This window comes from Bacteroidota bacterium (assembly GCA_016213405.1).
Taxonomy (GTDB): Bacteria; Bacteroidota; Bacteroidia; order Palsa-948; family Palsa-948; genus Palsa-948.
In genome coordinates, this window is sequence record JACRAM010000050.1 from 1 (window position 1) to 13,379 (window position 13,379).

The 13,379-nt window shown below is 39.4% G+C and carries 13 protein-coding genes; 1 reads left to right on the forward strand and 12 read right to left on the reverse strand.

From position 1 onward, the window contains the following. Positions 1–264: 264 nt before the first annotated feature. From eno to HY841_05205, 3 genes are all read right to left on the reverse strand, one after another. Entirely contained in the window at positions 265–1,557 is a 1,293-nt protein-coding gene (eno, locus tag HY841_05195; GenBank protein MBI4930136.1) for a phosphopyruvate hydratase, read from the reverse strand. A 78-nt stretch (positions 1,558–1,635) separates the two neighbouring features. Beyond that, positions 1,636–2,472, reverse strand: a complete 837-nt coding sequence (locus HY841_05200) for a hypothetical protein (protein ID MBI4930137.1) — start codon at positions 2,470–2,472, stop codon at positions 1,636–1,638. A 107-nt stretch (positions 2,473–2,579) separates the two neighbouring features. Further along, complete coding sequence (locus tag HY841_05205; GenBank protein MBI4930138.1) at positions 2,580–3,554, reverse strand: acetyl-CoA carboxylase carboxyltransferase subunit alpha; 975 nt, start codon at positions 3,552–3,554, stop codon at positions 2,580–2,582. Positions 3,555–3,714: 160 nt separating this feature from the next. Here HY841_05205 and HY841_05210 point away from each other — a divergent pair, with 160 nt between their 5' ends. Further along, positions 3,715–4,575 (forward strand): 4-(cytidine 5'-diphospho)-2-C-methyl-D-erythritol kinase, encoded by an 861-nt coding sequence (locus tag HY841_05210; GenBank protein MBI4930139.1) that lies wholly within the window; start codon positions 3,715–3,717, stop codon positions 4,573–4,575. On the opposite strand, the gene HY841_05215 is transcribed toward HY841_05210, so the two are convergent. The 9 genes from HY841_05215 to hpt form a co-directional block, all read right to left on the reverse strand. Beyond that, positions 4,568–5,644: an LptF/LptG family permease gene (locus tag HY841_05215; protein ID MBI4930140.1), complete on the reverse strand. Its 1,077-nt coding sequence runs from the start codon at positions 5,642–5,644 to the stop codon at positions 4,568–4,570. The genes HY841_05210 and HY841_05215 overlap by 8 nt on opposite strands. Beyond that, positions 5,644–6,015, reverse strand: a complete 372-nt coding sequence (crcB, locus tag HY841_05220; GenBank protein ID MBI4930141.1) for a fluoride efflux transporter CrcB — start codon at positions 6,013–6,015, stop codon at positions 5,644–5,646. Before crcB ends, HY841_05215 begins: the two co-directional genes overlap by 1 nt. Beyond that, positions 6,005–6,568 carry a phosphatase PAP2 family protein gene (locus HY841_05225; protein ID MBI4930142.1) on the reverse strand — a complete coding sequence of 188 codons (564 nt, stop codon included), beginning with the start codon at positions 6,566–6,568 and terminating at the stop codon, positions 6,005–6,007. Before HY841_05225 ends, crcB begins: the two co-directional genes overlap by 11 nt. Then, entirely contained in the window at positions 6,565–7,986 is a 1,422-nt protein-coding gene (locus HY841_05230) for a hypothetical protein (protein MBI4930143.1), read from the reverse strand. Before HY841_05230 ends, HY841_05225 begins: the two co-directional genes overlap by 4 nt. Before the next feature lie 2 nt (positions 7,987–7,988). Next, on the reverse strand, positions 7,989–9,710 hold the full coding sequence (locus HY841_05235; GenBank protein ID MBI4930144.1) for a two pore domain potassium channel family protein: 1,722 nt from the start codon (positions 9,708–9,710) through the stop codon (positions 7,989–7,991). Positions 9,711–9,770: 60 nt separating this feature from the next. Then, positions 9,771–11,087, reverse strand: coding sequence for an OmpA family protein (locus tag HY841_05240; GenBank protein MBI4930145.1), 1,317 nt, complete (start codon positions 11,085–11,087; stop codon positions 9,771–9,773). A 174-nt stretch (positions 11,088–11,261) separates the two neighbouring features. Then, a complete protein-coding gene (gene obgE, locus HY841_05245; GenBank protein MBI4930146.1) occupies positions 11,262–12,269 on the reverse strand; it encodes a GTPase ObgE in 1,008 nt (335 codons plus the stop codon). After that, positions 12,262–12,834, reverse strand: a complete 573-nt coding sequence (locus tag HY841_05250; protein MBI4930147.1) for an adenylate kinase — start codon at positions 12,832–12,834, stop codon at positions 12,262–12,264. Before HY841_05250 ends, obgE begins: the two co-directional genes overlap by 8 nt. 5 nt (positions 12,835–12,839) lie before the next feature. Next, positions 12,840–13,379 carry a hypoxanthine phosphoribosyltransferase gene (gene hpt / locus HY841_05255; GenBank protein MBI4930148.1) on the reverse strand — a complete coding sequence of 180 codons (540 nt, stop codon included), beginning with the start codon at positions 13,377–13,379 and terminating at the stop codon, positions 12,840–12,842.

The window sequence follows — 13,379 nt, forward strand, 5'->3', positions numbered from 1 at the left end:
AAAAAAATCTTTAACACAGAGAACACTGAGCAGACAGAGTTACACAGAGAGTTCTGCTCTGTGAAACTCATTAAACTCTGTGAACTCTGTGTTGAAAATCGTGGATATAACATCTTAATCTGAATAATGTCTATTATATATGACTAAAAACTTTTCGATGAATAAAATTAGGAAAGTTAAATGAATGAACAATGATTAATATCATCTTATCCGCAGAATATCAAACACAAAAAACAGCAACAACTCATAGGAAAATGGAAAATTTTACAACGCAGCAAATCGAAATGTTTTTCCAAGATAGCATGCTGCTTCTCCCAGGTGTTCTTCTATTCTTAAAAGCTGATTGTACTTTGCAACTCTATCAGAGCGCGATGCGGAACCTGTTTTGATTTGCCCTGTATTTAACGCGACAGCCAGATCAGCGATGGTATTGTCTTCGGTTTCTCCTGAACGATGGCTTATCACAGCCGTATATGCATTTTTATAAGCGAGTTGAACTGCGTTGATAGTTTCGGTCAGCGTTCCTATCTGGTTCACTTTTACAAGAATGGAATTTGCCATGCCGCCATCAATTCCTTTTTGCAGACGCTGAACATTGGTTACGAATAAATCATCTCCAACTATTTGAATCTTCTTTCCAAGTTTATCGGTAAGAAACTTCCATCCGCTCCAATCATCTTCAGCTAATCCGTCCTCAATAGAAATTATCGGATATTTTTTAACCCAATCTGCCCAGTAGTCAACCATTTCGGAGGAAGAAAGTTTTTCTCCTGTAGATTTTTTCAAATAATATTTTTTCGACTTTGCGTCATAGAATTCTGATGAAGCTGCATCTAAAGCGATGAAGACGTCTTTTCCGGGTTTATATCCTGCAGATTCAATTGCTTTCAGAACAAATTCTAGCGCCTCTTTATTTGATTTAATGTTCGGAGCAAAGCCGCCTTCATCCCCAACATTCGTTGAGAAATTTTTCTCCTTAAGAACTTTTTTCAGGTGATGGAAAATTTCAACGCCCATTCTTAATCCCTCACTGAACGTAGCTGCGCCCACCGGCATGACCATAAATTCCTGAATGTCCAAACCGTTGTCTGCATGTGACCCACCATTCAGAATATTCATCATCGGAATGGGAAGTGTGTTCGCGTTGACACCGCCAATATATTTGTAAAGCGGCAAGCGGCATTCTTCTGCAGCGGCACGGGCTGCCGCAAGTGAAACTCCGAGCATTGCGTTGGCACCAAGATGTTCTTTGTTTTCGGTTCCGTCAAGCGCAATCATTTTTTTGTCAATATTGCCCTGGTCAAAAATGTACATTCCGTTCAACTCTTGCTTGATAACAGTGTTGACATTGTTTACAGCTTTCTGAACTCCTTTTCCGAGATACTGATTTTTCTCTCCGTCACGCAGTTCAAGCGCTTCGTGCTTTCCGGTGGAAGCTCCTGATGGAACGGCCGCTCTGCCGAAGAATCCAGTATCGGTAACTACATCCACTTCTACTGTAGGATTTCCTCTTGAATCAAGAATCTGTCGGGCGGTTATGTTTGTGATGAATGGCATTTTTCTTTTCTATATAAAAAAAAGCCCTCTAAGTTTTATTCAGAGGACTTTTTCATTTATTCATTTATATTTTTCTTATTAGCCAGTAATCTTATTTCTCAACGCTGTGACTGTTTCGCGGATTTTCGGCAGCGATTCAACACCAATCTTTGGATTTTTCCCAATAGCAATTAGCTGCGCTTTGAACGGCTCCATATCCTGAATGAGTTTTGCACAATCGGCATTGCTCTTGTAAGCATCCAGCAATTGAAATATATATTCAAACGAATGGCAATGAGTGCTTATATCAGCATAGATGCCTTTCGTAGTAGGGCTTGAGGGATTTGTATTTAATCCTTCCACAGAGATAAATAAACTTTCAACCCATCCGCCTGCTACCATCAGAACAGTAGTAGCAACACGCTGATTTGAACGAAGGTTGCGTTCAGCTTTATCAAAAGCTTTATCCAGCATTACCTGAAATGTATCGGGCTGTCCTATTTTAGAAATCAATTGTTTTGAAAACTCCGGATCAAATGCAGCGCTGATGCCAAGGTCTCCGGCAAGTTTGCCCATTTGTCCAAGATACTCAAGGGCATCCTGCGGCTGATTATAGGATGCAGCCATTCCAAGGTCAGAGCCAAAGGCGCCCATACCGATTGCTTTTTGATAATTGGAAGAAAAACTTCCGCCTTTGCTTGATGGAAGGAGAAAACTCTTGTTGTAATTAATTTTGGCAGCCGTAAGTTTCTTGGTTAAATTTCCTGGTGAAGGAATATTCACACGAAGCAAATCAAAGTTTACCCGAACTTCTGAGCTGATAGTATCGGTAGTCACTTCTACATCTTTCAGTTCTGAGTGTTCATCATCTTTACCGCCACCGCACGAAGAGAAAAATAATGCTGTAGCAGCAATCCCTACAGTTCCGATAGCCACCGGGATTAGATTAATGGGGAAATTTTTTTTGAACATATAAGTGTAATTGTTGGTTGAATTTGTGTTGCCAAAGATATATTTTTATCGGGATTTGCTACAAAAAAAAATTATCGGGCAATAGCGCTGTTTTCTCTGACTACAACTCCCATAGAACAGAATTTTTCAATGCGAGACTTCACTCTTTCTTCAACTGTCATGCTTTGCAGTTCTTTGAGATGTTTAAGAATATCTTCTTTAACCAATCTATAACTATCCTCCGGATTTGTATGGGCACCGCCAAACGGTTCCGGAATGATTCCGTCAATCAGTTTATTCTTAAGCATATCTTCCGGAGTAAGTTTTAAAACATCGGCTGCCTTTTCCTTGAAATCCCAGCTGCGCCATAAAATAGAGGAACAGGATTCAGGAGAAATAACCGAATACCATGTATTCTCAAGCATCAATACCTTATCTCCAACGCCAATGCCAAGAGCGCCACCGGAAGCTCCTTCGCCAATGATTACGCAAATGACAGGAACTTTGAGACGAGACATTTCATAAAGATTTCTTGCGATGGCTTCTGCCTGTCCGCGCTCTTCCGCTTCAATGCCCGGATAAGCGCCAGGAGTATCAATGAAAGTAACAATGGGTTTGTTAAACTTCTCTGCCAGTTTCATCAGGCGAAGAGATTTTCTGTATCCTTCAGGATTTGCCATGCCGAAATTTCGCATCTGGCGTTCTTTGGTTGTTCTTCCTTTCTGCTGTCCGATGAACATGATGGTCTTTCCATCCACTGAACCAAAGCCGCCTACCATTGCTTTATCGTCTTTAACAAAACGGTCGCCTGCAAACTCAGTAAAGTTCCCTTCGGTGATTGCTTGTATGTAATCAAGTGTATAGGGGCGGTCGGGGTGGCGCGATAACTGAACGCGCTGCCAGGGACTGAGGTTGGAAAAAATTTCAATCTGTTTCGCCTTGATTTTTGCTTCCAGTTCCCGAATGGATTTGCTAACATCCACTTTGCTTTTCTGAGCCATGTGTTTAAGCTTTTCTATCTGCTCAGAAAGTTCTTCAATAGGTTTTTCAAAATCGAGGTAGTTCATACATTTTGAATGTTGAGCGAATATACTAAATCATCGAAAAGCGAAAGGATTGAATTGTTGAATTGCCCTATTGCTAAATTGTCAATATAACAATATAACAATGAAGCAATATTCCATTCTTTGTAATTCGTAAATTCGTACCCATTCGTTATCCGTACATATGATTTGTTTCCCCAACGCAAAAATAAATATCGGACTTAACATTATCCGCAAGCGGGAGGATGGCTATCACGATATTGAAAGTATAATGTATCCGCTGAAGGGGATAGTGTATGATGCGCTGGAAATAATTCAGAGTTCGGAGTTTGGAGTTCAGAGTTCGGGAATAAAAATACCGGGAGATGAAAAAAACAATCTCTGTGTGAAAGCATACCATCTGATTGCAAAAGATTATCCGCTTCCTCCAATAAAAATTTATTTGCACAAAGCAATTCCTATTGGCGCGGGCTTGGGTGGCGGTTCGGCTGACGGAGCGTTTATGATTCGTTTACTGAATGATGAATTCAAACTGGGCTTAGCGTGGGGAGAAATGCATCATTATGCCCGGCAGTTAGGAAGCGACTGCTCTTTTTTTATAAGCAACCAACCGGTTTTTGCAGAAGGAAAAGGAGATGAGCTTGAACCTGTACAATTATCATTGAGCAACTATCACATTGCTGTTGTTTATCCGAACATTCATATCAATACTGCGGAAGCATATAGGGAAATGGACGAGGGACAAGGGACGAGGGACGAGGGGAAAAAACAATTGATAGAGTTGATTAAACTCCCAATTGAAAAATGGAAAGGGAACATTGTAAATGATTTTGAAGAAGCCATCTTTCCGAAACAGCCTGAAATAAAAAAAATAAAAGAAAAACTTTATTCGCTTGGCGCGCTGTATGCCTCCATGAGCGGAAGCGGCTCGGCTGTGTATGGGATATTCAACCCGTTGGACAGACGTCCTACGGGTTTCAAAAAAGAAACCAAAGTAAAAAAATACTTTAGAAAATTACAGGTTTGGGAAGGTAAACTCACTTAGGCGCTTTGCTCAGCATATAAAAAGCGAGGAATACATAAATCACATTCGGAATCCAAACTGCAATGAGTGCGGGATATCCACCGTTGGTTGCAAAAGTGGTTGATACCTGCATAAATAAAATATAAGTGAATGCGAGCATAAGCCCCAGCCCGATGTGCCAGCCAATTCCACCGCGCACTTTCCGGCTTGCCACTGACGCGCCAATAAGCGTAAGCACAAACGTAGCGAATGGGTATGAACTGCGCCTGTGTTTCTCCACTTCATAAAAAGGAATAAGGGATGAACCTTTTTTTTGTTCTTCGTCAATGAAGGCACTTAGTTCGGGTGTTTGCATGGCTTCAATTCTGTTTTCCCGCTTGCCGAAATCAGTAGGCAGAAAATCAAAAACAGTATCGAGTTTAGCGCCACGGGTAATCACTTCGTCCATGCCGCTTATCTGGCGTACAAAATAATTTTCCAAACTCCATTTATTTCCAGTGCTGTCCCACTTAATGTAATCTGATTTCAGAAAATAGAAGCGGGTGCCACCGTGAATTTTTTCGAGAGAGAACTGGTAGCCAGTATTGCGCTGGTTGTTGTAGCTGTTGAAATAAATAAAAGTGCCGGGAGCAATCTGGCGGTGTATGTTCCGGTCATTATTCGTGTACGGATTTCTGAGATACGCTTCTTCGAAAGCAAGGCGTGTTTTGTTTGCCTGCGGAATTACAAAATGATTCAGATAAAGCGAAAGGGCGGCAATGACGGTGGCAGCCATCATATAAGGTCGAAGCAGCCTTCTGAAGCTGACACCGCTGCCGAGTATGGCAACAATTTCGCTCCTGTATGCCATGCGCGATGTGAAATAAATCACTGCTATAAAAACAAAAAGCGGACTGAAGAGGTTTGCAAAAAAGGGTATGAAGTTCAGGTAGTAATCAAAAATAATTTCGCGGAGCGGAGGTTTTTTGTCAAGAAAATCTTCCATTCGTTCAGAAATATCAAATACAATCACAATCATTAAAATCAGAATGATGGAAAAGAAAAATGTTCCAAGGAATTTCCGGATGATGTACAAATCCAGTTTCTTCATCATGCGTGTGAACGAGTGAAGAGGTAAATTATTCCAAGGCAAACAGAAACACTGAGCAGCACATTCAGCACTGCATACATTGTATAACCCGATTTCATCAGTTCAACAGTTTCATAGCTGAAAGCAGAAAAGGTGCTGAACCCACCGCAGAAGCCGGTAACGATAAGCAGACGCAAGGTCATTTCCGTGTTAAATTTTTCTCCGAGTAAAAAAACCGTAAGTCCGAGCACAAAGCAGCTCAAGAGATTTGAAACCAGCGTGGCGATCGGAAAAACTGATTTGGAAACATGTAACATCAGCAGGGAAATTCCGAAACGCACAACGCTTCCGATTCCACCGCCAAGAAAAACATATAATAAATTAGTGAGCATATTTTTTATCTAAATGAATATATGATTTGTATCCGGTTACTCCCAGGAAAATGCCAAGCATCATGCCGCCAAGAATATCAAAAGGATAATGAACGCCCGCATACACCCTGCTGTACGAAACAATACTTGCCCAAAGATACATGCATAGTGCGAAATCTTTTCTGCGGAAAAATAAACTGAGAAACGTGATGAGGGCAAATGTGTTTGCAGCGTGCGAAGACACAAACCCGTATATCCCGCCACACTCTCCGTTGATTAGCTGGATTTTATCCTGAAGCAAGAGATTATGGCAAGGGCGGCAGCGCTGGAAAGTTTTTTTGAAAAGATGAACCGAAATCTGGTCGGAAAGTGTGATGAGAATGACGACAGACAAAACCACCAGCCACATTTTGTTTTTTGCTTTCTTCCAGACAAAAAATAAAAACAAAAGATATAAAGGAATCCACGTGAATTTATTTCCTGCAAAACTCATCACTGAATCCATGAATGGTGTGTGATGCGCATTGAAGAAAAGAAAAAGCCGCGTATCTATATTTTTTAACAACTCGATCATTTCTTTTTCATTTCATTTAAAATCTTTTGAAAGTCAGGATTATTTTGCAGGACTAACAGCGAGGAATCAGATTCCATTCTCGCGTAATCACTAAAGCCAAGCGTCAAAGCGTTTTTCAGCGATGAAAGAGCTTTTGCATTATCATTTTTTCTTGCATACAATTCAGCGAACAAATACTGGTGCTCGGAATTCTTCGGATCCACCATTTCATAAATCTTCAAAAAACTGACTGCCAGATCAAGCTGATTAGATTCCAAAACAGAAGACACATTCATGTAGGCTAGCAAACTAAGATAGCCCAGCAGCCGTTTATTCATTTGCGATTGCCCTTCATCGTTCTTATTATTCGTCTGCTTATTCAATTTTTTAATTTCATTTGTCCACCATGATAAATCTTTCAGAACAAAATTGTTTCGGTAGTTTTCCTGCCGGGTCATTTCTTCTTTTGAAAGGTTTCTCTGCCTGTCAATTTCTTTTGTCAGGTCATCAGATTTATTTAACTCTTCGATTTTTGTTTTGAATTGAGTAACTTCAGCAAGCCCATCCATATAATTGACAACCTTTTTGCAAATTAATAATACATCATGGATTTTTTTCTTTTCTTGCAGACGGGTTAATTCATTTTCATTTTTCGAAATGAAGTTTTTTATGATAGAATCATTCTTCGAAATTAAACCTACTCGCATGGCATTCACTTCAAGCCAGACAAAAGCATCCTCAGCAACTTCAGCAGGAGCCCATTCATGCTTGCCATTAAAGACAATGAGCTGGTGCTTTATGGGAGATTTATCCATTGAAGCGCTTAACTCAATCATTTCATTCATATTGAAATCTTCGTTGCCGGCAAAGCCGATGTAATCAAAGCGATTGTGAATGGGTTCACTGAGAGATGGAAATCCCGCGCCCATTCCAATGACGCAATTAATTCCTCCGTCAAATATTGCAACAGAACTTGCCACACGCGATCCGCCCGAAAACCCGCAGGCATAAATTCTTCTTGAATCAACATGGATTTTACTCTTGACATCCTCCATGAAAATTTTTATCTGCTGTTCGTTTTGCTCCCAACTCATTCCGTTTTTAGAATTATTGGAGCCTGCGAGAATGTATCCGTATTTTTCAGCAAGGTCCTTGTATTTCTCCAGCGGAAAGTTTCCGCCACCGTGTGAGTCGAAAAAAAATATTACAGGAAATTTTTCATCAGCTGAATACTTCTTTGGCAGGTAAAGCGCATAGTTAACAGAAGAATCCTTGAGGCATTTTATTTCCGGAATCGCTTTGCCTTTTTCTATGGAAGAATCATATTTCGGCAAAGTATCTGTGGAAACATGATTATCGCTTTTATTCTCTGAAGGATCGGAACTGCCCGAACAGGAAAACAAACAGAAAGCTAATAGCAATAAACAAAAGGATTTCATATTTATCGCAAAATTTTTCTCACGAATGCTACTGTGAAATAAGACATGAGAAATAAACCAATGAACGCTTCGGTGGCGGCAACCATTCTCAAAAACCCGGTCGGGTAAAAATCACCGTAACCCACCGTGAGGTAAGTGATAGCGCTGAAATAAAATGCTTCGCCAACAGTATTTATTTTATGCTGTTCAATGGCTGAAAAAATTGCTGCACTTGTAAAGTTCGTTAACACAAAATACATTATACTATAGAACGAATAAACTGCGAACATGCTCACAATCACGCGCGCGGGATTAGTGCCGTAATTTCCTATCTGATCAAACACCAGCCATTTGAATCCATATTGCGGATAAGCCCACAAAGCATTCAATCTATTTTCCTTAATTGCTTCCTGCAAGTCAGCAATTTGTTCGCATCGTTTGAAACGCACGTAGGCTTTGTCTTCGTCATCATATTGCCCGGTGCTGTTAAATTCTTCTTTGAGAATCCGGAACTGTTCTGATTTTGCCCGCCACGAAGTTTCTTCCTGACTGTAGATGAGGTGCTTCACATTATTTTTTTTCCAGTCAATAAAAATCCTTCCAAGATTTCTCATGCCCGAAATATTAAACGAATAAATTGTTGACATGCTGCCATCCTTGCCCTTAACTGAATCAAAAGCAGGAACAAGGTCAATGGCGTTTTTCAAAACACAATCACTCAAATCAAGAAAGCCGCAATGCTGAAAACGAAAATCAAAATGCGCATTAAGATTGCTTGAGCGGAAAGAAATGCTAGCTGCTTTCACATTGTAAAAACTAACGTGGTCAGAATCAAATTCTGTTTTTTCGAACGAAATTTCGCTCAACGAAAAATCCGCTGTTTGAAAATTAACATTCCCTTTCCCGAAGCGCGCCATCCAGAAACTAGTTTTGCCTGTTCCGAATTCAGCTGCTTCGAAAGAAACATCTCCTTCTCCGAAATCAACTCTTCTGAAATCAATTTTTCCTCCGGCAAATTCAACTGTCTTAAAATCTTTTTTCCCTTTCCCAAAAATCGTTTTCTCAAACGAAACGTCTCCTTTGCCGAAACGTGCATATTTAAAATCAATGTGTCCGTTTCCAAAAACGATAGAACGAAAATCCACCTGTCCATCGCCAAAATCGGTATTCACAAAAGAAACATCTCCATTTCCGAAGTGTGCGTATTGAAAAGTCACATTCCCTGTCCCGAATTTCGCGTACTGAAAATCCAATTTCCCGTTTCCGAATTTTGTTCTTCTGAAACTTACATTTCCCTGTCCAAAATCCGCCCCATTGAAATTCACCGTACCATTTGTGAAAACCGATGATTCAAATCCTGTTTTGTTACCGTCAAATTCAGCATAGGAAAAATCAGTAGTGCTTTCGCAGTCAAAAAAAGAATTTTTCGCAGAAAAATTTTTTAATACAATTTTTTCTCTTTCGGAAAGGTTGTACTTTTCTCTATACTCTGAAAGAGAGAAGTCAACAATACAGCATTCATTCAGGTTGATAGGATCTCCCGCTTTGATTTTTTCATAGAGTTGATTGATGTCTGTATGTCCGTAATCCTCCGTTTTAATTTTCTTTCCATACTCGTCATAAAAAGTTACATGCACCGTGCGCGGAAAAGAAATTCCTTCGGAAGAAATAAACGGTTTATCGGAAATCTCTACCTTGAATTCAAGGAGCGGGTTTTCTGTTTTATGTAAAAGCGAATCTGCCATCTTGTAGCGAAAGTACAAAAACAAAAACGACTACATACTTTTCAGCAATTCAGCAAGGTGTTATTTGGTTTTGCTTGACAAAGCAGTTTCTTTCTGAGAAAGTATCAGAACTTCAACTCGTATATTCTTGTTTGCCTGGGTTTGATTTTTAGGATCCGGAAAAATCGGATTGCTTCCGCCATAACCAATCGCTGAAAGCCGTTCGGCTTCAATTTCTTTTCCGGTTAAATAATTTTTTATAATATCGGCTCTGTATTGCGATAGTTTTTTCGAACTTCCTTTGAAGTCGCTTTCGTAGGACGCTTTGATCCGGTTATTGCCATTTGTATGCCCTTGTATCTCTATGGAAATTCCGGGATTCGCTTTCAGATAGGTTACGAGTTTATCCAGTTCAGAGCCGGAACCGGGCTTCATGTTATACGTGTTCGGATAAAAATAAATTTTATCCATCACAAAATTATCGCCCTCCTTACATGGAAGTAAATACACATCGTTGGTAAAGGATTTTGCCGTATCGCCCGTCATGAAGAACACTTCAAGGCTTTTGTAACCTATGGAAGAAAAAATAAGATGATAACCCGTATTTTTTTCAAGTGCCAATTGATATTGACCTTTTACGGCAGGAGGTATTTTTGATCCGGCAGTTTTATTCTTTACGATTCTTGCCATTTCCCCTTCAACAATAGTACGTTTTGCACTGTCCTTTGTTATGAATGTTGCTACTGGCAAAGCGGGCGCTTCGTTAACGGAATTAGTTTTAACAAACTGAGGTATCTTAATAGAGAAAGAAGGATTCAATGTTTTTTTAGAAATTGATTTTTTTAGTTGTTCTGTATAGCACGACTTATAAACAGATTTGAATTTTTGAGAATGTTTATTCGCATTTAATACGAACTGATAACCACAATCAACTCCTTTGATATGATATACATTCAGGATAAGCACATCTCCTTTTTTTGCCAGCACGGGAGCATGATATTGCGTATAATAAAAATCCTGCACTTTTGTTTTCGAACTTGCATCATAAAAGTTCACTGCAGAAGTAATGGATAATCCTGTTCCGGCAATAGCCATTTCGTTTTTGCAAAGATTAGCACGAATCGGTGCAATATTCCTTTCCTTAATCTCGGAAGGGCTTATATCGCCATTGTGCTGATACAAAAAGAAGTTGTAAATATTTTCTGATCCGAAAGGAAGAATTTGAAACGTGACTTCGCAATCGTCTTTCACACGGATCTTATACCAGAAAGATTCGTGTCCGTCAGGATAGCATTGAATTACCGTGTTAGTTTGAATATCAGTAATTATGGTATCTGACATATTTCTTGAGAGAGAATATATGCCGTTGGAATCAATACTGATTTCTTTTGCTATCATGCTGTCTCTTTCAACATGAATAGGTTGTGCAAATGCAAATGAAGAAATAAATAAAAACAACAAAATACTTTTACTTTGCATAGTGCAAAGTTCATTTCATTATGCTATTTTCAGAAGAAGAAACAGGGAGAGTACTAACAGGGCACTGTTAATTAAGAAGAGAAAAAAAATTGATTATTTATTAATCGCTTTCCAAAGCAAGTCTTTTAATTCGAGCAACCCCATTTGGGTGTGGGAGGAAAAATAAACTACAGGAATTTTCTTTTCTTTAAATTTTTTCTTCATTTCTTTTTTCATTTCACCAAGTAGCTCTTCATCTGCCATATCGCATTTGGAAATGCCAAGCACACGGTCTTTTTTCAGAAGTTCAGGATTGAATTGCTTCAGTTCGTTCACAAGTATTTTATATTCCTTAACTATGTCATTTGCATCAGCAGGTACAAGAAAAAGCAGAACGGAATTTCTTTCTATGTGCCGGAGAAATCTTACTCCCAATCCTTTTCCAGCGTGTGCGCCTTCAATGATTCCAGGAATGTCCGCCATCACAAATGATTGATGATCGCGGTATTTTACAATACCGAGATTGGGAACTAAAGTAGTGAACGGATAATTTGCAATCTCAGGTTTAGCTGCAGAAACAACAGACAGTAAAGTAGATTTTCCAGCATTGGGAAAACCTACAAGCCCGACATCCGCCAAAAGTTTGAGTTCAAAAATTTTCCATTCGCTTTTTCCCGGCTCTCCGGGCTGAGCGTTGCGTGGCGACTGATTCGTAGAAGATTTAAAAAATGCGTTGCCTTTTCCTCCACGTCCCCCATTAACAATGATTTTTTCTTGTCCTTCTTCCGTGATTTCCGCTTCTACTTCCCCCGATTCAGCGTCTTTAATAATTGTTCCGATAGGTACTTCAAGAATTTCATCTTCGCCATTTGAACCGGAACTGAGTTTTTTTTCTCCTTTTCCTCCTTCTTCAGCAATTACGTGCTTGCGGTATTTCAAGTGGAGCATCGTCCAAACATTTTTACTTCCGCGAACAATAATGTGGCCTCCTCTGCCGCCATCACCACCATCGGGTCCGCCTTTGTCAACAAATTTTTCCCTATGAAAATGCACAAAGCCAGCGCCTCCCTTTCCGGAACGGCAGCAAATTTTTACGTAGTCTATGAAATTACTTTCAGCCATTTTCTATCTCTTGACAAAGTTTTTGAAAGATTGCTTCAATACCTCCAACTCCCAAAATAATTCTCAGCTTCCTTTGTTTAAAATAAAAATCTTTCAACAGAGCTGTTTTATTATTGTACTCTTTTATCCGGTTGCGTACAATTTCTTCGTTTTGATCATCTGCTCTGCCAGAATCCTTTCCTCTGCTGAGAATTCTTTTTGTAAGTTCTTCTACCTCTACTTCTAAAGCAAGCGTCATGGTAATGGAAATATTTTTCCCTGCCATGAATTTATCAAGCTCCACTGCCTGAGCTGTTGTTCTGGGAAATCCGTCAAAAATAAATCCCTGCGGATGGGCATGTTTATTGACTTCTGATTCAAGAATTCTTATTGTGACTTCATCGGGAACCAAGTTACCTTTGTCCATATAACTCTTCGCGAGTTTGCCGAGTTCTGTCCCGCTCTTTATGTTCGCGCGGAAAATATCTCCTGTAGAAAGGTGAACGAGTTTATATTTCTCTACCAATTTTACCGCTTGAGTTCCTTTCCCGGCTCCGGGCGGACCAAACAAAACAATATTCAACATATAATTTATGATTTAAGAATATAAATGTCGGATAAATTTCTTCCCAAGCCATCATAGTCCAAACCATAACCGACCAGAAAATCATTCGGCATATTGATGCCTATATAATCAAGCTTGATTTTCTTTTTGTACGCATCGGGTTTGAAAAGCAAAGTGGCAATTTTTATTTTCTTTGGATTATGTTTTTGCAATTCGGAAATTATTTTTTCAAGCGTATTTCCAGAATCAACAATATCTTCAAGAATAACCACTGTTCTGCCCTTCAGGTCTTCACTTATTCCAATCAGCGTATTCACAATTCCTGTGGACTGGGTTCCTGAGTAAGAAGAAATCTTAGTAAAAGAAATTTCACATTCAATTTTCACCTTCTTCAGCAAATCAGCGGTGAAGAGAAAAGAACCATTGAGCACAGAAAGAAAAACCGGCTTCTCATTCTTAAAGTCTTTATTTATTCTTTCCGCAATCTTTTCAATAGCATTCTGAATCTTCCGGGAAGAAATAAATCTTTTGAATTTTTTATTATGTATTGTAATTGTATTTGTCAT

What these genes read in the sequence shown, in the direction of transcription:
- hpt (MBI4930148.1), bottom strand. Translation starts at nt 13,379, where the DNA reads ATGACAAATACAATTACAATACATAATAAAAAATTCAAAAGATTTATT.
- HY841_05225 (MBI4930142.1), bottom strand. Translation starts at nt 6,568, where the DNA reads ATGATCGAGTTGTTAAAAAATATAGATACGCGGCTTTTTCTTTTCTTC.
- HY841_05210 (MBI4930139.1), top strand. Translation starts at nt 3,715, where the DNA reads ATGATTTGTTTCCCCAACGCAAAAATAAATATCGGACTTAACATTATC.
- HY841_05235 (MBI4930144.1), bottom strand. Translation starts at nt 9,710, where the DNA reads ATGGCAGATTCGCTTTTACATAAAACAGAAAACCCGCTCCTTGAATTC.
- eno (MBI4930136.1), bottom strand. Translation starts at nt 1,557, where the DNA reads ATGCCATTCATCACAAACATAACCGCCCGACAGATTCTTGATTCAAGA.
- HY841_05240 (MBI4930145.1), bottom strand. Translation starts at nt 11,087, where the DNA reads ATGATAGCAAAAGAAATCAGTATTGATTCCAACGGCATATATTCTCTC.
- HY841_05205 (MBI4930138.1), bottom strand. Translation starts at nt 3,554, where the DNA reads ATGAACTACCTCGATTTTGAAAAACCTATTGAAGAACTTTCTGAGCAG.
- HY841_05250 (MBI4930147.1), bottom strand. Translation starts at nt 12,834, where the DNA reads ATGTTGAATATTGTTTTGTTTGGTCCGCCCGGAGCCGGGAAAGGAACT.
- crcB (MBI4930141.1), bottom strand. Translation starts at nt 6,015, where the DNA reads ATGCTCACTAATTTATTATATGTTTTTCTTGGCGGTGGAATCGGAAGC.
- HY841_05215 (MBI4930140.1), bottom strand. Translation starts at nt 5,644, where the DNA reads ATGAAGAAACTGGATTTGTACATCATCCGGAAATTCCTTGGAACATTT.
- HY841_05230 (MBI4930143.1), bottom strand. Translation starts at nt 7,986, where the DNA reads ATGAAATCCTTTTGTTTATTGCTATTAGCTTTCTGTTTGTTTTCCTGT.
- obgE (MBI4930146.1), bottom strand. Translation starts at nt 12,269, where the DNA reads ATGGCTGAAAGTAATTTCATAGACTACGTAAAAATTTGCTGCCGTTCC.